General features: G+C 68.9%; 19 protein-coding genes. 12 read left to right on the top strand and 7 right to left on the bottom strand.

Annotated elements, in window-relative coordinates:
- Entirely contained in the window at nucleotides 1–888 is an 888-nt protein-coding gene (locus tag AC57B8_RS30375) for an SMP-30/gluconolactonase/LRE family protein (RefSeq protein WP_496481619.1), read from the bottom strand.
- A 17-nt stretch (nucleotides 889–905) separates the two neighbouring features.
- Complete coding sequence (locus AC57B8_RS30370; RefSeq protein WP_496481618.1) at nucleotides 906–1,730, bottom strand: NAD-dependent epimerase/dehydratase family protein; 825 nt, start codon at nucleotides 1,728–1,730, stop codon at nucleotides 906–908.
- Nucleotides 1,731–1,839: 109 nt separating this feature from the next.
- Here AC57B8_RS30370 and AC57B8_RS30365 point away from each other — a divergent pair, with 109 nt between their 5' ends.
- The 8 genes from AC57B8_RS30365 to AC57B8_RS30330 all read left to right on the top strand — a co-directional run bounded on the left by AC57B8_RS30365 (nucleotide 1,840) and on the right by AC57B8_RS30330 (nucleotide 10,319).
- Entirely contained in the window at nucleotides 1,840–2,700 is an 861-nt protein-coding gene (locus AC57B8_RS30365) for a FadR/GntR family transcriptional regulator (protein WP_496481617.1), read from the top strand.
- 123 nt (nucleotides 2,701–2,823) lie between these two features.
- Complete coding sequence (locus AC57B8_RS30360) at nucleotides 2,824–3,813, top strand: Bug family tripartite tricarboxylate transporter substrate binding protein (RefSeq protein ID WP_307585986.1); 990 nt, start codon at nucleotides 2,824–2,826, stop codon at nucleotides 3,811–3,813.
- A gap of 60 nt (nucleotides 3,814–3,873) precedes the next feature.
- Entirely contained in the window at nucleotides 3,874–4,785 is a 912-nt protein-coding gene (kdgD, locus tag AC57B8_RS30355; protein ID WP_062470656.1) for a 5-dehydro-4-deoxyglucarate dehydratase, read from the top strand.
- Nucleotides 4,786–4,839: 54 nt separating this feature from the next.
- Nucleotides 4,840–5,298 (top strand): nuclear transport factor 2 family protein, encoded by a 459-nt coding sequence (locus tag AC57B8_RS30350; RefSeq protein ID WP_139706626.1) that lies wholly within the window; start codon nucleotides 4,840–4,842, stop codon nucleotides 5,296–5,298.
- A 14-nt stretch (nucleotides 5,299–5,312) separates the two neighbouring features.
- The gene (locus tag AC57B8_RS30345; RefSeq protein ID WP_496481616.1) at nucleotides 5,313–6,302 is read left to right on the top strand and encodes a Bug family tripartite tricarboxylate transporter substrate binding protein; all 990 of its coding nucleotides are present in this window, start codon (nucleotides 5,313–5,315) and stop codon (nucleotides 6,300–6,302) included.
- Between the two features lie 16 nt (nucleotides 6,303–6,318).
- On the top strand, nucleotides 6,319–7,680 hold the full coding sequence (gudD, locus tag AC57B8_RS30340; protein ID WP_496481615.1) for a glucarate dehydratase: 1,362 nt from the start codon (nucleotides 6,319–6,321) through the stop codon (nucleotides 7,678–7,680).
- A 49-nt stretch (nucleotides 7,681–7,729) separates the two neighbouring features.
- On the top strand, nucleotides 7,730–8,827 hold the full coding sequence (locus AC57B8_RS30335; protein WP_496481614.1) for an SMP-30/gluconolactonase/LRE family protein: 1,098 nt from the start codon (nucleotides 7,730–7,732) through the stop codon (nucleotides 8,825–8,827).
- A gap of 55 nt (nucleotides 8,828–8,882) precedes the next feature.
- Entirely contained in the window at nucleotides 8,883–10,319 is a 1,437-nt protein-coding gene (locus AC57B8_RS30330) for an aldehyde dehydrogenase family protein (RefSeq protein ID WP_496481613.1), read from the top strand.
- A gap of 319 nt (nucleotides 10,320–10,638) precedes the next feature.
- Here the strand turns inward: AC57B8_RS30330 and AC57B8_RS30325 are convergent, their stop codons facing one another.
- Nucleotides 10,639–12,180 carry an ABC transporter permease/substrate-binding protein gene (locus tag AC57B8_RS30325; protein WP_496481612.1) on the bottom strand — a complete coding sequence of 514 codons (1,542 nt, stop codon included), beginning with the start codon at nucleotides 12,178–12,180 and terminating at the stop codon, nucleotides 10,639–10,641.
- 110 nt (nucleotides 12,181–12,290) lie between these two features.
- On the opposite strand from AC57B8_RS30325, the gene AC57B8_RS30320 reads away from it, so the two are divergent.
- Complete coding sequence (locus AC57B8_RS30320) at nucleotides 12,291–13,349, top strand: ROK family protein (protein WP_496481611.1); 1,059 nt, start codon at nucleotides 12,291–12,293, stop codon at nucleotides 13,347–13,349.
- Nucleotides 13,350–13,357: 8 nt separating this feature from the next.
- Here AC57B8_RS30320 and AC57B8_RS30315 read toward each other — a convergent pair whose 3' ends face one another.
- The 4 genes from AC57B8_RS30315 to AC57B8_RS30300 all read right to left on the bottom strand — a co-directional run bounded on the left by AC57B8_RS30315 (nucleotide 13,358) and on the right by AC57B8_RS30300 (nucleotide 18,883).
- Complete coding sequence (locus tag AC57B8_RS30315; RefSeq protein WP_496481610.1) at nucleotides 13,358–15,121, bottom strand: Ig-like domain-containing protein; 1,764 nt, start codon at nucleotides 15,119–15,121, stop codon at nucleotides 13,358–13,360.
- Between the two features lie 539 nt (nucleotides 15,122–15,660).
- The gene (locus tag AC57B8_RS30310; RefSeq protein WP_496481609.1) at nucleotides 15,661–17,040 is read right to left on the bottom strand and encodes a phospholipase D-like domain-containing protein; all 1,380 of its coding nucleotides are present in this window, start codon (nucleotides 17,038–17,040) and stop codon (nucleotides 15,661–15,663) included.
- Between the two features lie 25 nt (nucleotides 17,041–17,065).
- Nucleotides 17,066–17,734, bottom strand: a complete 669-nt coding sequence (locus AC57B8_RS30305) for a glutathione S-transferase family protein (protein WP_496481608.1) — start codon at nucleotides 17,732–17,734, stop codon at nucleotides 17,066–17,068.
- A 27-nt stretch (nucleotides 17,735–17,761) separates the two neighbouring features.
- On the bottom strand, nucleotides 17,762–18,883 hold the full coding sequence (locus AC57B8_RS30300) for a 5-methyltetrahydropteroyltriglutamate--homocysteine S-methyltransferase (protein WP_062470629.1): 1,122 nt from the start codon (nucleotides 18,881–18,883) through the stop codon (nucleotides 17,762–17,764).
- A 145-nt stretch (nucleotides 18,884–19,028) separates the two neighbouring features.
- Between AC57B8_RS30300 and AC57B8_RS30295 the strand changes: the two genes are divergently transcribed.
- Genes AC57B8_RS30295 through AC57B8_RS30285 form a run of 3 tightly spaced genes read left to right on the top strand, consistent with a single transcriptional unit; the run spans nucleotide 19,029 to nucleotide 21,946 of the window.
- Entirely contained in the window at nucleotides 19,029–20,138 is a 1,110-nt protein-coding gene (locus AC57B8_RS30295; RefSeq protein ID WP_496481607.1) for an aromatic ring-hydroxylating dioxygenase subunit alpha, read from the top strand.
- The gene (locus AC57B8_RS30290) at nucleotides 20,138–20,911 is read left to right on the top strand and encodes a GntR family transcriptional regulator (protein WP_062470623.1); all 774 of its coding nucleotides are present in this window, start codon (nucleotides 20,138–20,140) and stop codon (nucleotides 20,909–20,911) included. The genes AC57B8_RS30295 and AC57B8_RS30290 overlap by 1 nt, the downstream gene beginning before the upstream one ends.
- A 45-nt stretch (nucleotides 20,912–20,956) precedes the next feature.
- Nucleotides 20,957–21,946: a PDR/VanB family oxidoreductase gene (locus AC57B8_RS30285; RefSeq protein ID WP_496481606.1), complete on the top strand. Its 990-nt coding sequence runs from the start codon at nucleotides 20,957–20,959 to the stop codon at nucleotides 21,944–21,946.
- Nucleotides 21,947–21,995 lie beyond the last annotated feature (49 nt).

The following is a 21,995-nucleotide window of genomic DNA, read 5'->3' as shown; positions in this document are numbered from 1 at the left end:
TCAGCCGAAGGCCGGCTCGGGCACGCCCGCCACGCCGGGGCGCAGCGCGAACACGCCGCCGGCCAGCGGCTGGTCCGACAGGTCGATGCCGCCGGGGCGGATCGAGGTGACGAACAGCGTGTCGAGCGTCGGGCCGCCGAAGGCGCACATGGCGGGCTTCTTCACCGGCACGGCGAGCGAGCGGTCGAGCCGGCCGTCGGGCGTGAAGCGGTGCACCAGGCCGGCGTCGTTGCCGCAGATCCAGTAGCAGCCGTCGACGTCCATCGCCGCGCCGTCGGGGCGGCCGGGCAGGGGATTCATGTCGACGAACAGGCGCCGGTTGCTCGGCGTGCCGGTGTCGGTGTCGTAGTCGAAGGCCCAGACGGCCTGCACGCTCGGGTGCGAGTCCGACAGGTACATCGTGCGGCCGTCGGGGCTGAAGGCCAGGCCGTTGGGCACGATCAGGTCGTCCAGTTGCAAGGCCGCGCCGTCGTCGCCGGGGCCGTGGCGGTACAGGCGGCCGACGCGCGCGCCCGCGGCCATGTCAAGCAGCATCGTGCCGGCCCAGAAGCGGCCCTGCCGGTCGCAGCGACCGTCGTTGAAGCGCATGCCCGGCGCGGCGTGCGCCACCGGGGCGAGCGGCGTGGCCGCGAGCGTGCCGTTGTTGCGCTCGCGCAGCGAGAACAGGCCGCTTTCCATGCCGGCGATCCATTCGCCGGGCCGGTCGGCGCGCGGTGCGATGCAGGCGATCATTTCGTCGGCGTGCCACTGCGCATGGCCTTCGCCGGCGTGCCAGCGGTTGAGCGTGCGCGCGGGAATGTCGACCCAGTACAGCGCCTGCTGCGCGGCCAGCCACACCGGGCTTTCGCCCGTGCCGTTGCGCGCGTCGAGAACGAGTTCGGCTTGCATGCGGTGGTGCGGCCTGTTCAGTCGCCGAACGGGCCTTGCGCGGTGAAGGCGCCGCCCTGGTAGATGGCGTTCGGATCGGTGGGCGCCACCTTCGGCTGCGCCTCGACCTTGTCGCGGAAGACCTCGGAGCTGTCTTGCGGCACAAAGCCCAGGTGCGCGGCGGCGGCGTTGTCCCACCACAGGTCGCGGTTGGCCGACATGCCGTAGACCACCGTGTGCTTCACGTCGGGCGTGAAGAGCGACTTCTGGATCAGCGCCGTGAGGTCGCGGTAGCTGAGCCAGGTGCTCATCATGCGGCGGTTGAGAGGTTCGGGAAACGACGAGCCGATGCGGATGGTCACCGTCTCGATGCCCCAGCGGTCGAAGTAGAACTGCGCCATGTCTTCGCCGAAAGACTTCGACAGGCCGTAGTAGCCGTCGGGTCGGCGCGCGGCGTGTGCGTTGATGTGTTCGTCTTGTTTGTAGAAGCCGATCACGTGGTTCGAGCTGGCGAACACCACGCGCTTCACGCCGTGGCGGCGCGCGGCTTCGTACAGGTTGAACACGCCCTTGATGTTGGCTTCGAGCACTTCTTCGAACGGGCGCTCCACCGACACGCCGCCGAAATGGGCGATGGCGTCGCAGCCGGCCACCAGCGCGTCGACCGCGGCCTTGTCGGACAGGTCGCAGGGCACGACTTCTTCATGCGCGCCCGTGGCCGGCGCGATGTCGGCGATGTCGGAGAGGCGGATCACGTTCGCAAAAGGCGCGAGCCGTTCGCGCAGCACGCGGCCCAAGCCGCCGGCGGCGCCGGTCAGCAGCAGGCGGCCAAGCTTTGGGGAGGGGGCTTCAGGCGTCGACATGTCTTCGGGATGTGTGAGGGGAAGCGGAGGAGGTGGACAACGTCGTCACCGCTTTTAGGTGATAAGTTATCTGTTGTCGTACAACTGTGAGGGGATTATGATCGTCGTCATGGCCTCAACGACTGCGGGTAATCCCGAAGTTCAGACAACGACCGCTGACAACCCGGCGGGCAACGCCGCTTTCGTGGGGCGGCCGCGCCAGCGCGCGCGCGGCCTGGCGAACGGGCTGGTGGAAGACCTGGGCGAGAAGATCCGCAGCCAGTCGCTGCGCCCCGGCGACAAGCTGCCGACCGAGTCGGCCATCATGCAGGCCTACGGCGTGAGCCGCACCGTGGTGCGCGAGGCGCTGTCCAAGCTGCAGGCGGGCGGGCTGGTCGAGACGCTGCACGGCGTGGGCACCTTCGTGCTGCAGCCGCGTCCGGGCGGCATGGGCGGGGTGTTTCGCCTCGATCCCGGCGAGATCGCGACCTCGGTCGACGTGCTCGCCGTGCTCGAGCTGCGCATCAGCCTGGAGACCGAATCTGCCGGGCTGGCCGCGAGCCGGCGCACCGACGAGCAGCTGGTCGCGATGCGCCAGGCGCTCGACGCGTTCGAGCAGAACGTCAAGGTGGGCGGCGATACCGTGGCGCCCGACTTCGCCTTCCACCTGGAGATCGCGCAGTCGACCGGCAACCCCTACTTCGCCGACATCATGCGGCACTTGGGCACGACGATCATCCCGCGCACGCGCATCAGCGCGATCCGCGTGCAGGACGGCAGCTACCTGAGCCGCGTGAACCGCGAGCACGAGGAAATCTACGCGGCCATCGCGCGCCGCGACCCCGAGTCGGCACGCGCCGCGATGCGCATCCACCTGACCAACAGCCGCGAGCGGCTGCGCATGGCGCAGGAAGCCGCGCAACAACAGAAAGCCAGGGCGGAGGCGGCCGGAAACGGCGGCGCCTCGTCCGACAACACCCCTTCGCGCTGAGTTCGCCCCGGGTTTTCGGGGCTCAAGTCTGGACAAGCTGATTTTCTGGTTGTACGATGACTGATAACATGCGGCGCCATCGCGGCCCCGCATGCCTGCATCGAACCTCAGGAGACAGCCCCCATGACCGTCAACCGACGCGGCGCGCTCGGCGCCGCCCTCGCCACCACACTGGCCGCCAGCCTGCCCTTGCACGCGTTCGCGCAAGGGGCGGGCGGCACCTGGCCTTCCAAGCCCATCCGTCTCATCGTGCCGTACCCGCCGGGCGGCTCGTCGGACATCATTGCGCGCGCCATCGGCCAGCCGCTGTCCGAGGCGCTGGGCCAGCCCGTGGTCATCGAGAACCGCGCGGGCGCCAACGGCAACCTCGGCGCCGACATGCTGGCCAAGGCGCCGGCCGATGGCCACACGCTCATGCTGTGCGACCTCGGCGCGCTGGCCATCAGCCCGTCGCTGTACCCCAAGCTGCCGTTCGATCCGTCGAAGGACCTGCGCAGCGTGGCCATGCTGGCCTACTCGCCGCACCTGCTGGTCGTGCACCCGTCGGTGCAGGCCAACACGCTGAAGGAGCTGGTCGAGCTGTCGAAGAAGAGCGACCTCAACTTCGCCGTCACCGCCAGCGGCAGCACCGCGCACCTGGCCGGCGTCGAGCTGCAGCGCAAGAGCGGCGCCAAGTGGGAGTACGTGCCCTACAAGGGCGGCGTGCAGGCCGTGCTCGACACCGTCGCGGGCCAGACGCAGGTGCTCATGAACGGCATGCTGGCCACGTACCCGCATGTGCAGAGCGGCAAGCTCAAGCTCATCGCTGTTTCCAAGTCGACGCGCATGCCGCTGATCGGCAGCGTGCCGACCATCGCGGAGCAGGGCGTTCCCGGCTACGAGTCGGGCACATGGCAGGGCATGGTCGCGGCGCGCGGCACCCCTGACGCGGTGATCGCCCGGCTCAACAAGGAACTGGTCCGCATCATCCGCACGCCCGACATCCGGGCGCGCCTTGCGGGGCAGGGCGCCGAGGTCGTGACCATGACCGCGCCCGAGCAGGACCAGTTCTTTGCCAAGGAGCGCGCGCGCTGGGCGCAAGTGATCCAGCAGGCCAATCTCAAGCTCGACTGAGCGGCCCCTTCTTCTTCTTTTCTCTTTTCCTCATTTCTCTTTTTCACTGGACGACTTCCGATGAACCCGCAAGAACTCAAGACCATCATGGGCTCCGGCCTGCTCTCGTTCCCGCTGACCGACTTCGACAGCAACGGCGACTTCAACAAGAAGGGCTACATCGAGCGCCTCGAATGGCTGGCGCCCTACGGCGCGAGCGCGCTGTTCGCCGCGGGCGGCACGGGCGAGTTCTTCTCGCTGACCGGTGACGAGTACCCCGGCATCATCCAGACCGCGGTCGACACCTGCCGCGGCGTGGTGCCGATCATTGCCGGCGCCGGCGGCCCGACGCGCTTCGCCATCCAGTGCGCGCAAGCGGCAGAGAAGGCCGGCGCGCACGGCATCCTGCTGCTGCCGCACTACCTCACCGAAGCCGGCCAGGAAGGCTTGGCCGCGCACGTCGAGGCCGTGTGCAAGAGCGTGAAGTTCGGCGTGATCGTCTACAACCGCGCTTCGAGCCGCCTCAAGCCCGACACGCTGGCCCGCCTGGCCGAGCGCAACCCGAACCTCGTCGGCTTCAAGGACGGCGTGGGCGACATCGAAGCGATGGTCGCGATCTTCCAGAAGATGGGCGACCGCTTCGCCTACCTGGGCGGCCTGCCCACGGCCGAGGTCTATGCCGCGGCCTACAAGGCGATGGGCACGCCGGTGTACTCGTCGGCGGTCTTCAACTTCATTCCGAAGACGGCGATGGACTTCTATCACGCGGTCGCGAACGACGACATGGCCACGCAGCACCGCCTGCTGAAGAACTTCTTCATGCCCTACCTGGAGCTGCGCAACCGCGTGCCCGGCTACGCCGTGAGCATCGTGAAGGCGGGCGCCAAGCTCGTCGGCCACGACGCCGGCCCCGTGCGCGCGCCGCTGACCGACCTGAAGCCCGACGAGATGGACGCACTGAAGGCGCTCATCGACACGCTCGGCCCGCAGTAAGCCGGCACTGATCGCAGTAGTCGCCAGCACCACAGAACAACAGGAGACAACGACATGCTCATCAGGAAATTCCTGCTCGCCGCCGCAGCGACCGCCGTGTTCGCGGGTTGCGCCGCCAGCGGTGGCAGCAGCAGCGGCGCAGCGGCCGAACCCGCAGTTGCGGCGGCCGCCGAGCGGCTGCGCGTCGCCATGGTCGACCCGACGCCGGCCGCGCTGCGCGCGCTGGTGGCCGACGACCTGAGCTACGGCCATTCGGGCGGCAAGGTCGACACGCAGGCCAGCTTCATCGCCGACCTGCTCGACCGCAAGTCGGACTTCGTGACCATCGCGATCACCGACCAGACCATCAAGGTCGTCGACGGAAACACCGCCATCGTGCGCCACACGCTCACGGCCGACACCAACGACTCAGGCAAGCCCGGCAAGGTCGCGCTGAAGATCCTCGGCGTCTGGCAGAAGCAGGGCGGCGAGTGGAAGCTGCTCGCGCGCCAGGCTGTGCGCCTTCCTTCCTGATCGGACCACCGCGCATGAAGAGAATGCAATTCCTGGCGACGGGCTTCGCGCTCGCCGCCACCGCGCTGCTGTCGCCGCTGCACGCTTCGGCCCAGGCCGATGCATGGCCGCAGCAGAAGCCCGTGACGATCATCGTGCCGTTCCCGGCAGGCGGTTCCACCGACATGGTGGCGCGCGCGCTGGCCCAGCAGCTGCAGGGCAAGCTCGGCGGCAGCTTCGTGGTCGACAACCGGCCCGGCGCCACCGGCACCATCGGCACCGGCTTCGTGCGGCGCGCACTGCCCGACGGCTACACGCTGCTCGTGTCGTCGCTCGGCGCCTTCGTCGTCACGCCGCATTTGCAGAAGAGCGTGCCCTACGACGCCACCAAGGACTTCGACTACATCAGCGTGCCCGTGCAGGCGCCCAACGTGCTCGTGGCGAATGTCGCGCGGCCCGAGCGCAGCGTGGCCGACGTGCTCGCGCTGTTGCGCAAGACGCCCGGCAAGGTCTCGTTCGCGAGCTCTGGCAACGGCTCGTCCGACCACCTGTCGGCCGAACTCTTCTGGCAGCAATCGAAGACCGAAGGCGTGCACGTGCCCTACAAGGGCGGCGCGCCGGCGGTGAACGACCTGCTGGGCAACCAGGTCGACTTCTCGTTCCAGAACGTGAACGCCGTGCTGCCGCACATCCGCGCCGGCAAGCTGCGCGCGCTGGCCGTCACCGGCGACAAGCGCTCGCCCGTGCTGCCCGACGTGCCCACGCTCGCCGAGGCCGGCGTGAAGGGCGCGGAGGTCTATTCGTGGCAGGGCATGGCCGCGCCCAAGGGCCTGCCGCCCGCCACGAAGAAGAAGCTGAGCGACGCGGTCATCGCCGCCATGCAGGACCCCGAGACGAAGAAGCGCATGCTCGACCAGGGCCTGGAAATCGTCGCCAGCACGCCCGAGGACTTCACCGCCTTCCAGTTGCGCGAGTGGGCGCGATGGAAGACATTGATCGACACCCGCCACATCACCGCAGACTGAGCCACCGAGCCCGAAGATGACCTCTCCTGAATCCGCTGCTTCCCCCGTCGTGTCGGGCGCGCCCGTCGTCACCGCCATGCGCGTGGTCCCCGTCGCGGGCCACGACAGCATGCTGATGAACCTCAGCGGCGCGCACGGCCCGTTCTTCACGCGCAACCTGCTGATCCTCACCGACAGCGCCGGCCACACCGGCGTGGGCGAAGTGCCGGGCGGCGAGAAGATCCGCCAGACGCTCGAAGACGCGCGCGACCTCATCGTGGGCCAGCCCATCGGCAACCACAACGCCGTGCTCAACCGCATGCGCAGCGCCTTTTCCGCGCGCGACAGCGGCGGGCGCGGCCTGCAGACCTTCGACCTGCGCGTGACCATCCACGCCGTGACCGCCGCCGAAGCCGCGCTGCTCGACCTCCTGGGCCAGCACCTGGGCGTGCCCGTGGCCGCGCTGCTCGGCGAAGGCCAGCAGCGCGATGCGGTGCAGATGCTCGGCTACCTCTTCTACGTGGGCGACCGCACCAAGACCGACCTGCCGTACGAGACCGACCCCGGCGCCGACAACGACTGGTTCCGCCTGCGCCACGAAGAAGCCATGACCCCTGAGGCCATCGTGCGCCTGGCCGAGGCCACGCATGCGCGCTACGGTTTCACCGACTTCAAGCTCAAGGGCGGCGTGCTGCGCGGCGAGGAAGAGGTCGAGGCGATCCGCGCGCTGCACGCGCGCTTTCCGCAGGCGCGCGTCACGCTCGACCCCAACGGTGGCTGGCTGCTGGCCGACGCCATCCGCCTGTGCCGCGACCTGCACGGCGTGATGGCCTATGCCGAAGACCCGTGCGGTGCCGAGGGCGTGTTCTCGGGGCGCGAGGTGATGGCCGAGTTCCGCCGCGCCACCGGCCTGCCCACCGCCACCAACATGGTCGCCACCGATTGGCGCGAGATGGTGCACAGCCTGTCGCTGCAGTCGGTCGACATTCCGCTGGCCGACCCGCACTTCTGGACGATGCAGGGCTCGGTACGCGTGGCGCAGCTGTGTCAGGCCTGGGGCCTGACCTGGGGCTCGCACTCGAACAACCACTTCGACGTGTCGCTCGCGATGTTCACGCACGTGGCTGCGGCGGCACCCGGCAAGGTCACGGCCATCGACACGCACTGGATCTGGCAGGACGGCCAGCGCCTCACGAAGGCGCCGCTGCAGATCGAAGGCGGCCTCGTGCAGGTGCCCACGCGCGGCGGCCTGGGCATCGAGCTCGACATGGCCGAGGTCGAGAAGGCGCACCAGCTGTACCTGAAGCACGGCCTCGGTGCGCGCAATGACGCGCAGGCGATGCAGTTCCTCATTCCGAACTGGACCTTCGACAACAAGCGCCCCTGCATGGTCCGCTGAGCGCCCGGTGCCTTCGTGCGCTGACGGCTGAAACATCCAAGGAGACTGAATGAACAAGCACATGGATCGCCGTCGCCTGCTGCAAGCGGCTGCCGGCTCGGCACTCGGCGCCGTGGCCGCCGCCGCGGGCGCCCAGTCGTTTCCCTACAAGCCGCAGCAGCGCTATCCCGACCCGTCGGTGCTGATCCTCGATCCCAGCTTTGCGAAGTACCGCATCTACAGCAGCACGCTCGAGCAGGTCGGCACGGGCATGCGCTGGGCCGAGGGCCCGGTGTACCTGCCGCGCGAGGGTTATCTCGTGTGCAGCGACATCCCGAACAACCGGCTCATGCGCTACGAGGAAAAGACCGGCGAGTTCAAGGTCCACAAGGCGAACGCCGGCTACTGCAACGGCAACACGCGCGACCGGCAGGGCCGCCTCATCAGCTGCGAGCACTCGGTGACGCGGCGCGTGGTGCGCACCGAATCCGACGGGCGCGTGACCGTGCTGGCCGACCGCTACCAGGGCAAGCGCCTGAACTCGCCGAACGACGTGGTCGTGAAATCGGACGACACCGTGTGGTTCACCGACCCGCTCTTCGGCATCTCGGGCACGTGGGAAGGCGAGAAGGCCGCGCCCGAGCAGGCGACGACCAACGTGTACCGCCTCACGCCCGACGGCCAGCTCTCGGCGGTGATCACCGACCTCGTGAACCCGAACGGCCTGGCCTTCTCGCCGGACGAGAAGAAGCTCTACGTTGTCGAGTGGAAGGGCACGCCCAACCGCAGCCTCTGGAGCTACGACGTGGCGGCCGATGGCAGCGTGTCGAACAAGCTGAAGCTCATCGACGGCACGGGCGCCGCGGCGCTCGATGGCTTTCGCGTCGACCGCGACGGCAACCTCTGGATGGGCTGGGGCTGGAACGGCGCCGTCGCTCTCGAACCCGTCGATGCCGGCAACGGCATGAAGGTCTATCAGCCGCAGGCGAAGTCCGAAGACCTCGATGGCGTCAAGATCTTCAATGCGCAAGGCAAGCCCATCGGTTTCATCCGCCTGCCCGAACGCTGTGCCAACCTCACCTTCGGCGGCCCCAAGAACAACCGCCTCTACATGGCGGCCAGCCATTCGCTGTACGCCCTCTACGTGGAGTCCGAAGGCGCCACCTAGCCTTCAGACTTTCCAACCTCCTCACCGCAACAGCACACAAGCAAGGACATCGACGATGACTGAATTCAACAACCTCATCAATGGCGAATGGCTGGCTGGCCAAAGCTACAGCCCCAACATCAACCCCAGCAACCTGGCCGACGTGCTGGGCCAGTACACGCAGGGCGACAAGGGCCAGGTCGACGCCGCCGTGGCCGCCGCCACCGCCGCCTTCCCCGCCTGGGCGACGGGCAGCATCCAGGCGCGTTCCGATGCGCTCGACAAGATCGGCACCGAGATCCTGGCGCGCAAGGAAGAGCTGGGCACGCTGCTGGCGCGCGAAGAGGGCAAGACCAAGGCCGAAGGCATCGGCGAGGCCACGCGCGCGGGCCAGATCTTCAAGTTCTTCGCGGGCGAGTGCCTGCGCCTGTCGGGCGAGGTGCTGCCGTCGGTGCGCCCGAACATCGGCGTGGAGATCACGCGCGAGCCGGTCGGCGTGGTCGGGCTCATCACGCCGTGGAACTTCCCCATCGCGATTCCCGCCTGGAAGATCGCGCCTGCGCTGGCCTTTGGCAACTGCGTGGTGCTCAAGCCCGCCGACCTCGTGCCGGGCTGCGCCTGGGCGCTGGCCGAGATCATCAGCCGCTCGGGCATTCCGGCCGGCGTGTTCAACCTCGTGATGGGGCGCGGCAGCGTGATCGGCGATGCGCTGGTGAACCACCCCGGCATCCATGCGATCAGCTTCACGGGCTCGGTGGGCGTGGGTCGCAACATCGCCATCCAGTGCGTCACCAACCACAAGAAGGTGCAGCTCGAAATGGGCGGCAAGAACCCGCAGGTGGTGCTCGACGACGCCGACCTCGCGCAGGCCGTGGAGCTCAGCGTGCAGAGCGCGTTCTACTCGACGGGCCAGCGCTGCACGGCGTCGAGCCGCCTCATCGTGACCGAAGGCATCTACCCGAAGTTCATCGAGGCGATGAAGGCGCGCATGGCGAAGATCAAGGTCGGCGATGCGCTCGCGCAGGGCACGGACGTGGGGCCGGTGTCGTCGAAGTCGCAGCTCGACCAGGACATGGAATACGTCGCCATCGGCAAGGGCGAGGGCGCCACGCTGGCGGCCGGCGGCGAGTTGCTCAAGCTGGAGACCGATGGCTACTACATGTCGCCGGCGCTGTTCAGCGAATCCGCCGCCCACATGCGCATCAACCGCGAGGAAGTGTTCGGCCCGGTGGCGAGCGTGATCCGCGTGAAGAACTACGAAGAGGCACTGGCGACGGCCAACGACACCGAGTTCGGTTTGTCGGCCGGCATTGCGACGACCTCGCTGAAGTACGCGACGCACTTCAAGCGCCACAGCCAGGCAGGGATGGTGATGGTGAACCTGCCGACGGCGGGAGTGGACTATCACGTGCCCTTCGGTGGTCGCAAAGGATCGAGCTATGGACCGAGGGAGCAGGGCAAGTACGCGCAGGAGTTCTTCACGACGGTGAAGACGGCTTACACGTTGGCCTAACGCCTCTTTCTGAATTGTTGGAAGCCCCCAGTCGGGGGCTTTTTTACGCCTGTGTTTTTCGGGGCGCGTGCGCAGGCCACCGGGTACTTCCCTCCGCGAATGTCCCCCGGCCTTCGGCCTCCTCCTTGATTTCGCTGCGGGAAGCACCCAGTGTCCTGCGCACGGGAAGCGGCGGTGGTGCGCAGCCCATCAACGACCGCACTGAACACGCTCACGTCGATGCGGTGCCTTGCGCAGCGAAATCAAGGAGGAGGGCGAAGCCCGGGGGACATTCGCGAAGCAAGGCACCGCGTCGGCGGGAGCGTCGCCCCGAAACAGCTCAGGCCAATGGCGCCCTGCGGCTGCGACGCATCAGGAACTCGATCAGTTCGAAGACCCCTTCACTGATCAGCGCCATCGCGGCAGCCGGCAACGCACCCGCCATCAACAGCTCGCGATCGTTGAGTGCCAGCCCCGTCACGATGCGCTCACCGAAACCACCTGCGCCGATGAAAGCCGCGATGGTGGCCGTGCCGATGGCGATCGCAGTGGCGGTTCGCACGCCCGCCAGCAGCGTGGGCAACGCGAGAGGCAGCAGCACCAACTGAAGGCTCTGCGGCGGCGTCATGCCCAGCGCGGTGCCGGCCAGCCGAAGTCCATTCGGCACTTCGGCCAGCCCGGTCACGGTGTTGCGCATGATCGGCAGCAGCGAGTACAGCGTGAGCGCGATGAGCGCGGGCAGGGCGCCGATGGCGCCGAGCAAAGAGATCAGCACCGCGAGCAGGGCCAGCGAGGGCACGGTCTGCATCACGCTCGCAAAGCCCAGCACCACGGCGCGCAGCCGCAGGTGCGGAAACACGAGGATCGCGAGCGGCACGCCGATGAGAATGGCCACGCCGACCGACACCGCCACCAGCAGCAAGTGCTGGCGCGCGAGCGGCCAGAGGTCGGGCCCGAAGAGCTTGGCTGTGAAGCCGCGCGCAGCGCTCGGCGGCGTCTTGCCGTCTTTCGTGGCGCCCGCGAGAAAGTCGCGCGCGATGGTGTCGAAGCGCACGCCCTGCAGTTCTGCGCGCGCGTTCATCGCGATCATCGCGTGCTCGTCGATCTTGCCTTCGAGCGCCTGCAACGCAGTCCAGGCCTTCGGCAGCCGCGCGGGCAGGTCGAGCTTGTAGAGCACCACCGCGTCGTAGCGCGGAAAGTACTGCTTGTCGTCCACCAGCACGCGCAAGCCGAGGTGGTCGATCTTGGCGTCGGTGGTGTAGATGTCGATCGCGTCGATCTGTTTGGCCGTCATCGCCTCGTAGGCTAGGCCGTGGTCGAGCCCGGTCGGGGTCTGCGTGAAGCCGTAGCGCGCGGCCAGGCCCTTCCAGCCGTCGGCGCGGCCGATGAATTCGTTCGACAGCCCGATGCGCAGCTCGGGGTGCCGGGCCAGGTCGCTCAGCGTGCGCAGCCCGAGCTTGTCGGCGTCGGCGGCGCGCACGGCCAGCGCATAGCCGTCGTTGAAGCCCAGCGGAATCGCCACGCCCAGCCCGAGCGGTGCGAGCGCGGCGTTCATGGCCTCGCGCGTGTCGGCGGGCGAGCCCTTGAGGATCTCGAGTGCGATGGTGCCGGTGTATTCGGCATACAGGTCGATGGCGCCCGAGCGCAGCGCCTCGTACACGATGGCCGTGTTGCCCAGCCCCTGGCGCACGACGGGTGGCGAGGCGGTGTGCGGCGCGGCGGTCTGCGCCAGCACCTCGGCCAGGATGTACGACTCGGTGAAGCGCTTGGAGCCGACGCGCAGCGTCTCGTCGGCGGCCTGCGCGCGGGGTGCGGCGGCGGCCAGCCAGAGCATCGCGAAAAGCCACAGGGCGGGGTGCCAGAAGCTGCGAGGCAGGTGCATCCGGATCAGTGTATCGGCATCGCCGCGCCAGCCGTACCCGTCCGTCTCCTACACGCCGTGGTGCGCGAAGCCGATGCGCCATGGGCCTGCGGCGGCCCATAGTGGCTGTCATGAAAAAAACCAGGCACGCGCCCCCCGGTCCCGACATCCATGGCCTGCGCGAGCTGCCCGGCCTGCGCGTGGACGGCTACAGCCTGCAGCTGCGCGACAAGGACGGCTTCGTCGGCGACCAGGCCAGCCAGACGGCGTTTCGCGAACTGCTCGAGCGCTGGCGCAAGCGGCGCCGCAAGACCGGCCGCGACCCGCTGGGCGCCGCCCACTCGCGCGACCTGAGCAAGAAGCAGCTCGACCGCGCGCTGCAGGGAAAGACCGCCACGGCCGCCGGCGACGTGATGCATGGCGCCATCGAGGAGTTCGCGCAAGAGCTGGCCTTCGTGGTCCAGCGCTTCGTGCGCCAGCCCTCGTGGCGCAAGGTGCAGCGCATCGTGGTCGGCGGCGGCTTTCCCGAGAGCGATGTGGGCGAGCGCGCGATCTTGGAGGCGGGCGCGATGCTCGAAGACCTGGGCGTGCACGTGCAGCTGGGCCGGCTGTCGCACAACGTGGACGACGGCGGGCTGATCGGCTGGGTGCACCTGACGCCGCCCGCGCTGCTGAAGGGGCACGACGCGATTCTTGCGGTGGACATCGGCGGCACCAACGTGCGCTGCGGCATCGTGAAGACGCGCCACCGCAAGGCGTCCGACTTCTCGCGCGCCAAGGTGGTCAAGCGAGAAAAGTGGCGCCACGCCGACGACGGCCCGAACCGCAGCCACATGGTCGAGCGCATCGCCGACATGCTCGAGGACATGGTCGTCTACGCCGAGCGCCGCAAGATCCGGCTCGCGCCTTTCATCGGCATCGGCTGCCCGGGGCTGATCCGCTCCGACGGCTCGATCGCGCGCGGCGCGCAGAACCTGCCGGGCGACTGGGAGAGCCGGGCCTTCCACCTGCCGGCCGCGCTGTGGCGGCGGCTGCCGATCATCGGCTCGGGCCCGACGCTGGTGCTCATGCACAACGACGCGGTGGTGCAGGGCCTGAGCGAGCTGCCCTTCATGCGCGACGTGCGCCACTGGGGCGTGCTGACCATCGGCACCGGGCTGGGCAACGCCAGCTTCACGAACCGGCGTTGAGTTCGGTCTTACAGATCCTCGGGCCGCAGTTCCGCGCCGACGCGCGCGGTGGCCGAGGTGGTAGCGACGTTGCCCGCCGCATCGGTGGCGCGCAACTCGATGTTCGCCAGGCCCGCACGCGCGGGCGTCCAGCTGCAGGCGTAGGGCGCGGCGCGCAGCGCGCAGACGGTCTTGCCGTCGACGATGAAGGCCAGCTCGGCCACGCCGGCGTCGTCGGTCGCACTGGCCGACAGCCGCACCGGCAGGCCGGCGGCCGACGAGGCCATCGGCGGCACGTTCAGCGTGACGGTCGGTGCGGTGGTGTCGGCGGGCGCGCGCACGATCACCTGCGCCGACGCGACCTCGGCATTGCCCGCGGCGTCGATGGCGATCACGCGGACGATCTGCACGCCCGGCGCGGTCGGCGTCCAGTGGCAGGTGTAGGGCGGGGCGGTGAAGGTGCAGATCGGCAGGCTGTCGGTGCCGATCACCTTCACGCCGAAAACGCCGACGTTGTCGACCGCCACGGGCGCCAGCGCCACGGGCTGGCCCACGGTCGCCATCGCGGGCGCGGCCAGCGACACGGCCGGCTTCTGGCTGTCGGGCACGCCCAGCGGCAGGTCGATGCTGAAGGCGGCCTGCCCCTGCACGGCCTTCTGCTCGAAGGCGTCGAAGATGGTGAACCAGGTCGCGCCCGGTGCGCGGCCTGCGGCCTGGGCCTTCACGAGCAACGTGGTCTTGCCGATGGCGAAGCAGCTGAAGCCGCAGCGCCAGTCGAAGACGAAGCGGCCGTCGGCGTTGGTCGTGCCCTGCGCGATCGGCTCCAGCGGCTTGCCGGCGCCCGGGTCGCGCCACACCGAGACGGGCGCGCCGGCCAGCGCGGCGCCGCTCTCGCGCTCGGTCACGCGCACCTGCGTGGCGGTGGTCGCGGCCATGAACTTCGAGCTGCCGAGCTTGGGCCAGTCGCGCCAGTCGGTGTTGATCTGTGCCTTGGTGCCTTCGGTGAAGCGGATCAGGCCGAGCGTGGCGACGCGGTTGGCGGCCGGGTCGTAGCGCTGCTCGAACACAGTGCCCAGCAGCGGGTCGAGGCGCCAGTGCTGGCGCGGCCACCAGTAGCGGTCGGTGTGCTTCACGAGGGCGAGGTCGCTGGCGGGTGCGGCCTCGGTGGTGTCGGCGACGGCGATGGCGTTGTAGTACTCGCCGGAGCCGGCGCCGAACACGTGCTCCAGCTCGTGCAGCAGGGTCTTGAGCTGGCGGCCGAGGTAGTCCTTCTCGGTGGACTCGGGCGCGGCCGGCGTGATGGCGCGCGACAGGCGCAGCGGGTCATGGATGGCGGTCCAGTTCAGGTTCCAGGTCACGCCGGTGGGCGGGAAGGTGGTGCTGGTGGTCAGGCCGCCGTGGCTGTAGCCGCGCTTCGAGGGGCCGACGCACAGCACGATCTCGCCGCCGGCCACGCCGCTGAAGCCGCAGGGCGGCGCCGCGCCGGGCGCGACGATCTGCAGGTCCTTCGCGGGGTCGAAGGTGAAGCTGCGCACGGTCTCGCGCTGGAACACGGTGTTGAGGTCGGCCACGTACTGCGCGAGCCGGCGGCCGGCCTCGGGCGCGCCGATGTCGGCCGCCAGTTGCGGGTCGATGAAGAAGCGCAGGCGGTGCACGCTCGGCGTGGCGCGGCCGACTTCGTTCAGGGCCGCCCAGGTCGGGGCGGCGGACAACGGCAGCAGCAGGGCCCAAACGACAGGCAAGGCTGCGCCCAGCCGGCGCGCGAGCGCCAGCAGCGAATCAATGAAAGGCATCGATTTTTCTCCCCGTGCTCAGGGGAATCCGGCAGTGATCGACAACAAAGGGGATCGCTTGGGGCCGCGCGAAGGTGTCGCCCGGCGCCCAGCGCTCAAACCCCGCGGCGACCGCCTTTGCCGGTCACGCTCCTGCATCGCATCGAGGTCGCCGAAGGCGATACGCCCTGACGGACGCCGATGCTTCTGAAGTGCGGGGGGACTACTGGTTGCTCATTCAGTGCAGAGGGCGGGCGGACCGCTCATTCCTCCCCACGATGTGGCAACAATCAGTGAACCTTTATCTTAATTTCTGGGCTCGTAGGAAGGGAACTGGCCTCGCTGTAGTGGTGCCTGTTATTTGGGCACTTTCTCACGACAACGGCGGTACGAATGGCGCTTCGGTGGGCCCCATGAGGCCGGGCCGGAGCGGGCTGCCCCGCAATGCAGGGGGCTCCGGAAGAACGGTCATCCACCGGAACCGGTGGCGATTCTAGTGCGAATGTTCAATTGGTTGCAATTGTGTTGCATTCGTGCATCTTGGGCGATGCGCCGCCCGTCTACAGCTGGAAGGCGACGGTCAGCAGCAGCCCTTCGGCCACGTCGCGCAGCAGCCCCGGGCGCCGCGCGCGGTAGGGCTCGCCGGCCGAGGCGGTGGTCTCGATCCATTTGGCCAGCCATTCGATGTCGTCGTGGCCGTAGAACACCACCGCCGCCTCGTGGTTCAGCAGCAGGCTGCGCAGGTCGAGGTTGATCGAGCCGCACATCGCCAGTTCGTCGTCGACCACCACGGCCTTGGCGTGGGCCATGAAGGGCAGCATGCGAAAGCTAGCGCCCGCGCGCGCGAGGTCGCGCATGGCGCGTGCGCGCACGAAGTCGGCCAGCCGGTGGTTCGACTGCGCGGGCATCGCGATGGTCACCTGCACGCCGCGCCGCGCGGCGAGGCGCAGCGCATCGCGCAGGCCGTCGCCGGGCACGAAGTAGGGCGTGATCGCGAGGATGCGGTGCTCGGCGCGAAAGCAGGCGTCGATGAGCAGCGCGTGCGCCGTGTCCTCGGTCTGGTCGGGGCCGCTCGGCAGGAATTGGGCCATCGCGCAGCCGGGCCCCGCGGGCACGTCGGCGGCGGTGATGGCGCGCGCCTTGCGCCCGCGCACCGAGCTCCAGTCGTGGTCGAACTGGCGCGCGGCGGCGGCGGCCACGCTGCCGTGCAGGTCGAAAGAGAGGTCGTGCCAGGCTTCGGGGTGCTTGTCGTTGCCGGAGAAGTACTCGCCCGCCAGGTTGCGCCCGCCCGACCACAGCCAGCGGTCGTCGGCGATGGTGAGCTTGCGGTGGTTGCGCAGGTTGCGCGGACCGATGCGGCGCAGGCTGAAGAAGGGGCGGAACACCGCCACCTCGCCGCCGGCCGCGCGCAGCCGGTCGAAGTGATGGCGCGGCAGCGAGAGCGCACCGAAGCCGTCGAGCAGCACGCGCACCTTGATGCCTTCGCGCGCGCGCTGCGCGAGCCGCGCCAGCACGGCGTGGCCGAGCGCGTCGTCGCCGATGATGAAGGTGCACACGTCCAGGCGCTGGCGCGCGCCGTCGATCACCTCGAACAGCGCCTCGCGCGCGGCCTCGCCGTCGGCGTGCATGCGGATCGCGCAGCGCCCGGGCGGCGCCAGGCCGAAGCTCTCGATCAGATCGGCCGCCCAGTGACCCGGCGGCAGCGAACGCGGCGGCCGGGGCGCGCCGGCCGGGCGCAGCTTGCGCTGGCCGAACAGCAGGTACATCGGCAGGATCACGTAGGGCATGAGCACCAGCCCCATGACCCACGCGATGGCGGTGGTGGGGGCGCGCTGCTCGCGGCGCGTGCGGGTGGTCAGCACATAGACCAGCAACGCGAAAGTGACGACAAGAAAATGCTGCGAAGGGGAGGGCAGCCAGTCGAAGAGGGTGTCCGGCATGGGCGGGTGATGCCTCGGTGCCCGCTCAGCGCTGCAGGAAGGCCGGCACGCCGCGCCCTTGCGAAGCCAGGAACCGCATCATCGGATCGACCACCGCGCGCACCGCGGGCCGCGCGCCCACGCGATCGCGCCAGGCCACGAGGCGCGGCGTGGCCCCGGTCATGCCGGCGCCCTTGCGGTCGGCGAACACATGCGCCATGTAGAAGGCGATGTCGGCGAAGGAGTAAGGGCCGGCCAGGTATTCGCGCGTGGCGAGCAGGCCTTCCATCTCTTCGTAGAAGCGCGCGCAGCCGGCGCATGCGGCCACGGCCGGCGCGCTTTGCATGGCGTCCTGCAGGCCGAAGAGCTTGATGACGTTGGGGAAGAACACCTCGTCCGACTTCTGCTCCAGCTGCCGCGCGCGGGCCCGGTCGGCAATGCCTTCGGGCCACAGCGCGGGCTGCGGGTAGCGGTCTTCGAGGTACTCGAAGATCTGCGTCGAGTCGAACAGAGCCACCTCCTCGTCGACCAGCACCGGCACCTGCTGCTTCACCGGGTTCACGCGCAGCACCTCGGGATGCTTGGGCTCGTAGGCGTCGTCGGTGGCGAACGGCACCATGGTGAGCTCGAAAGTGATGCCTTTTTCGTACGCGGCGATCTGCACCTTCGCGCCGAACATGCTGAGGGGGCCGGAGTAAATCTGCGTCGTCGTCATGCCCCCGACTTCAACAGAAAGCGCGCGTCAGGTCGAGCCCCAGACCTCCTGCGCCGTCTCGACCACGAGCCGCAGCTTGTTGCGCTGCGCTTCGACCGCGATGTTGTTGCCATGCACCGTGCTGGAGAAGCCGCATTGCGGCGACAGCGCGAGCTGGTCGAGCGAGGCGTACTTGCTGGCGTCCTCGATGCGGCGCTTGAGCTCGTCCTTGTCTTCCATCTCGCCGAACTTCGTGGTCACGAGGCCGAGCACCACCGTCTTGCCCTTGGGCAGGTAGCGCAGCGGCTTGAAGTCGCCCGAGCGGGCGTCGTCGTACTCCATGAAGTAGGCGTCGAGGTCCATTTCCTTCAGCAGCGCCTCGGCCACCGGCTCGTAGTTGCCGGCCGCGGCGTGCGTGCTCTTGAAGTTGCCGCGGCACAGGTGCATGGCCAGCAGCATGCCCGGCGGCTTCTGCGCCACCACCTTGTTGATGAAGGCGGCATAGCGGTGCGGCAGCTCGTTCGGGTCGTCGCCGCGCTTGCGGGCGGCTTCGCGCATGTGCTCGTCGCACAGGTAGGCGAGGTTGGTGTCGTCCATCTGCACGTAGGTGCAGCCGGCGGCGGCCAGCGAGCGCAGTTCGTCGCCGTAGGCCTTGGCCACGTCGTCGTAGAACACAGGGTCGAGCTCGGGGTAGGCGTCCTTGCTGATGCCCGCGCGCCCGCCGCGAAAGTGCAGCATCGTCGGCGACGGGATGGTCACCTTCGGCGTGCGGCCGGCCGAGACCTGGCTCTTGAGGTACTGGAAGTCGGCGAGCTGGATGTCCTTCACGTGGCGCACCTTGTCGATCACGCGCATCGCGGGCGGCGCCAGTTCCTCGGTGCCGTCGGGGCGGCGGATGGTGACCGGAATGTCGGTCTTCACGCCGCCGAGCTGGTCGAGGAAGTCGATGTGGAAGTAGGTGCGGCGGAACTCGCCGTCGGTGATGCTTTTCAGGCCGATGTCTTCCTGGAAGCGGACGATCTCGGTGATGGCCTTGTCTTCGACCTCGCGCAGTTGCTCGGGCGTGATCTGGCCCTTGGCTTTCTGTTCGCGGGCTTCGAGCAGGTATTGCGGGCGCAGGAAGCTGCCCACGTGGTCGTAGCGGGCGGGCAGGGCGGCATGCTGGGACATGGAATGAACTCCGTCGTGACTGTGAACGAGCGGAATCCTAGCGCCTTCGTGAAAAGCCTGTTTGTATACGTAGACGTCAGTGTTTACCCTCGAATAAGGGGTTCAACTCTGGAATTTCTCTCTGTTCTGTATACATTGTGTATTCATGAAGACGCCCACGACCGCCTTTCCGCTCAACGCCTGGTATGCCGCCGCCTACGACGTCGAAGTGCGTCACGCGCTGCTGCCACGCACCATCTGCAACCAGAAAGTGGTGCTGTTCCGCCGCACCGACGGCCAGGTGGCCGCGCTCGAAGACGCCTGCTGGCACCGGCTGATGCCGCTGTCGCTGGGCCGCCTCGAGGGCGACGAGCTGGTCTGCGGCTACCACGGCCTGGTCTACAACAGCCAGGGCCGCTGCACCCACATGCCGAGCCAGGAAACGCTGAACCCCTCGGCCTGCGTGCGCAGCTTTCCGGTGGTCGAGAAGCACCGCTTCGTGTGGATCTGGCCCGGCGACCCGGCCAAGGCCGACCCGGCGCTGGTGCCCGACATGCACTGGAACGACGACCCGGCCTGGGCCGGCGACGGCAAGATGATCCGCGTCAACTGCGACTACCGCCTCGTGGTCGACAACCTCATGGACCTCACGCACGAGACCTTCGTGCACGGCTCGTCCATCGGCAACCGCGAAGTGGCCGAGGCGCCCTTCGTGGCCACGCACGGCGACCGCTCGGCCACCGTAACGCGCTGGATGGAGAACATCGACGCGCCGCCGTTCTGGGGCAACCAGATCCGTCATGCGCGCGGCTACACGGGCAAGGTCGACCGCTGGCAGATCATCCGTTTCGAAGGCCCGTGCACGGTGAATATCGACGTCGGCGTGGCCGAGGCGGGCAGTGGCGCGGTGCCGTCGAACGACAACCCCGGCGACCGCAGCAAGGGCGTCAACGGCTACGTGCTCAACACCATCACGCCCGAGACCGACAAGACCTGCCTGTACTTCTGGGCCTTCGCGCGCAACTACTGCCTGAGCGAGCAGCGGCTCACGCACGAGCTGCGCGAGGGTGTCTCGGGCATCTTCCGCGAGGACGAGATCGTGCTCGAGGCGCAGCAGAAAGCCATCGACGAGCACCCCGACCACCAGTTCTACAACCTCAACATCGACGCCGGCTCGATGTGGGCGCGCCGCCTCATCGACCGCATGATCGAGAAGGAACGGCCCGCGCGCGCCGCGATCCCGATCCGCCCCGCGCCAGAGAGCCAGGCCGCGTGATGAAGGTCGCCACCGTCTCTCCCGCCGAGCCCGGCGACAGCGGCAGCTCGCAGGCCGTGAAGGCGCAGCTGCGGCTGCGCGAGATGATCCTGGCGGGCGAACTGCCCGGCGGCGCGCGCATTGCCGAGGTCGCCATCTCCGAGCAGCTCGGCGTGTCGCGCACGCCGGTGCGCAGCGCGCTCATGCGGCTCGAGCAGGAAGGCCTGCTCGAAGCGCTGCCCAACGGCGGGTATGCGGTGCGCACCTTTTCCGAACGCGACGTGGCCGACGCCATCGAGCTGCGCGGCACGCTCGAAGGCCTGGTGGCGCGGCTGGCGGCCGAGCGCGGCGCGGCGCCCGTGGTGCTGCGCGAAGCGCGCGCCTGCCTCACGCGCATCGATGAGCTGCTGCGCGAGCCCGCGCTCGACGACGCGGCCTTCTCGCGCTACGTGACGCACAACGAGAAATTCCATGCGCTGCTGTGCGAGATGGCGGGCAGCCCCGTCATCGCGCAGCAGCTCGAGCGCGTGGTCAACCTGCCGTTCGCCTCGCCCTCGGGCTTCGTCATCGTGCAGGCCAATTCGCCGGCCGCGCGCGACATGCTCGTGATCGCGCAGGACCAGCACCTGCAGGTGCTCGACGCCATCGAGTCCGGCGAGGGCTCGCGCGCCGAGGCGCTGATGCGCGAGCACAGCCGCATCGCACGGCGCAACCTGCGCGAGGCGCTGCACGGCACGCCGAGCGCCGAACAGCGTCCGCTGCCGGGCGTGCAACTGATCCGCCGTCGCGGCTGATCGACGACTTCTTTTTTTCTTCTCCTTCCCCGCTGGTGTTCCCCGATGAAAAGCGATCTTCAATGGATGCAGGCGCAGGTGGTGGCGCTGCGCGACGTCACGCCCACCGTGCGCGAGTTCACGCTGCGCCCCGACACCGACTTCGTTGCCGCGCATGAGCCCGGCGCCCACCTGCAGGTGCAGGTGATGACCGAGCAGGGCCGCGTGCAGACGCGCTCGTACTCGCTGGTGGGCGAGGGCGACGGCAGCTGCTGGCGCATCGCCGTCAAGCGGCTGGACGACGGTCGTGGCGGCTCGCGCGCGATGTGGCGGCTGGCCGAGGGCGACCGGCTGCAGGTGAGCGCGCCGCAGAACCACTTTCCGCTCGACCTCGCGGCGCCCGGCTACCTGCTGGTGGCCGGCGGCATCGGCATCACGCCGCTGGTGCTGATGGCGCAGCGCCTGGGCGCGCTGGCACGACGCCGCGGCGTGCCGGTGGCCATGCTGTACGGCGCGCGCCACGCAGGCGAGTTCGGTTACCTCAACACCCTGCGCGATGCGCTGGGCGAGGCCGGCGTGCAGGCGCACGAAGGCGCAGCGCCCATCGACTTCGACGCCGCCATCGCCGCGTTGCCGCCTGGCGGCCAGCTCTACACCTGCGGACCGGTGCCGATGCTCGAGGCCGTCAAGCGCGCCTGGGCCGCGGCCGGCCGGCCGCTCGCCGACCTGCGCTTCGAAACCTTCGGCAGCAGCGGCCGCCTCGCCACGCAGGCCTTCACCGTGCGCATTCCGCGCCACGACCTGTCGATCACCGTGCCGGCCGACTGCACCCTGCTCGACGCGCTCGATGCGGCCGGCGTGCAGACCCTGTCGGACTGCAAGCGCGGCGAGTGCGGCCTGTGCGCCATGGACGTGCTGGCCGTGGACGGCGAAGTCGACCACCGCGACGTGTTCCTGAGCCCGCACGAGAAGCAGGCGACCACGCGCATCTGCGCCTGCGTGTCACGCGCCGTGGGTACGCTCACGCTCGATTCCGCGTACCGCCCCGACCGTTGAAAACATCGGTTGCGCGATCATCGCGCAACCATTCGACTGATCGCGCAAC

The sequence above is a fragment of the Variovorax sp. BGA-UO-ETr-C22 genome (genome assembly GCF_059567965.1).
This window is presented reverse-complemented; position numbering and strand designations above follow the sequence as displayed.

Excerpts from the sequence above, each read along its gene's own strand:
- AC57B8_RS30345 (WP_496481616.1), top strand. The coding sequence starts at position 5,313 with ATGAAGAGAATGCAATTCCTGGCGACGGGCTTCGCGCTCGCCGCCACC.
- AC57B8_RS30330 (WP_496481613.1), top strand. The coding sequence starts at position 8,883 with ATGACTGAATTCAACAACCTCATCAATGGCGAATGGCTGGCTGGCCAA.
- AC57B8_RS30325 (WP_496481612.1), bottom strand. The coding sequence starts at position 12,180 with ATGCACCTGCCTCGCAGCTTCTGGCACCCCGCCCTGTGGCTTTTCGCG.
- AC57B8_RS30310 (WP_496481609.1), bottom strand. The coding sequence starts at position 17,040 with ATGCCGGACACCCTCTTCGACTGGCTGCCCTCCCCTTCGCAGCATTTT.
- AC57B8_RS30375 (WP_496481619.1), bottom strand. The coding sequence starts at position 888 with ATGCAAGCCGAACTCGTTCTCGACGCGCGCAACGGCACGGGCGAAAGC.
- kdgD (WP_062470656.1), top strand. The coding sequence starts at position 3,874 with ATGAACCCGCAAGAACTCAAGACCATCATGGGCTCCGGCCTGCTCTCG.
- AC57B8_RS30320 (WP_496481611.1), top strand. The coding sequence starts at position 12,291 with ATGAAAAAAACCAGGCACGCGCCCCCCGGTCCCGACATCCATGGCCTG.
- AC57B8_RS30335 (WP_496481614.1), top strand. The coding sequence starts at position 7,730 with ATGAACAAGCACATGGATCGCCGTCGCCTGCTGCAAGCGGCTGCCGGC.
- AC57B8_RS30370 (WP_496481618.1), bottom strand. The coding sequence starts at position 1,730 with ATGTCGACGCCTGAAGCCCCCTCCCCAAAGCTTGGCCGCCTGCTGCTG.
- gudD (WP_496481615.1), top strand. The coding sequence starts at position 6,319 with ATGACCTCTCCTGAATCCGCTGCTTCCCCCGTCGTGTCGGGCGCGCCC.
- AC57B8_RS30290 (WP_062470623.1), top strand. The coding sequence starts at position 20,138 with ATGAAGGTCGCCACCGTCTCTCCCGCCGAGCCCGGCGACAGCGGCAGC.
- AC57B8_RS30295 (WP_496481607.1), top strand. The coding sequence starts at position 19,029 with ATGAAGACGCCCACGACCGCCTTTCCGCTCAACGCCTGGTATGCCGCC.
- AC57B8_RS30360 (WP_307585986.1), top strand. The coding sequence starts at position 2,824 with ATGACCGTCAACCGACGCGGCGCGCTCGGCGCCGCCCTCGCCACCACA.
- AC57B8_RS30285 (WP_496481606.1), top strand. The coding sequence starts at position 20,957 with ATGAAAAGCGATCTTCAATGGATGCAGGCGCAGGTGGTGGCGCTGCGC.
- AC57B8_RS30365 (WP_496481617.1), top strand. The coding sequence starts at position 1,840 with ATGGCCTCAACGACTGCGGGTAATCCCGAAGTTCAGACAACGACCGCT.
- AC57B8_RS30300 (WP_062470629.1), bottom strand. The coding sequence starts at position 18,883 with ATGTCCCAGCATGCCGCCCTGCCCGCCCGCTACGACCACGTGGGCAGC.
- AC57B8_RS30350 (WP_139706626.1), top strand. The coding sequence starts at position 4,840 with ATGCTCATCAGGAAATTCCTGCTCGCCGCCGCAGCGACCGCCGTGTTC.
- AC57B8_RS30305 (WP_496481608.1), bottom strand. The coding sequence starts at position 17,734 with ATGACGACGACGCAGATTTACTCCGGCCCCCTCAGCATGTTCGGCGCG.
- AC57B8_RS30315 (WP_496481610.1), bottom strand. The coding sequence starts at position 15,121 with ATGCCTTTCATTGATTCGCTGCTGGCGCTCGCGCGCCGGCTGGGCGCA.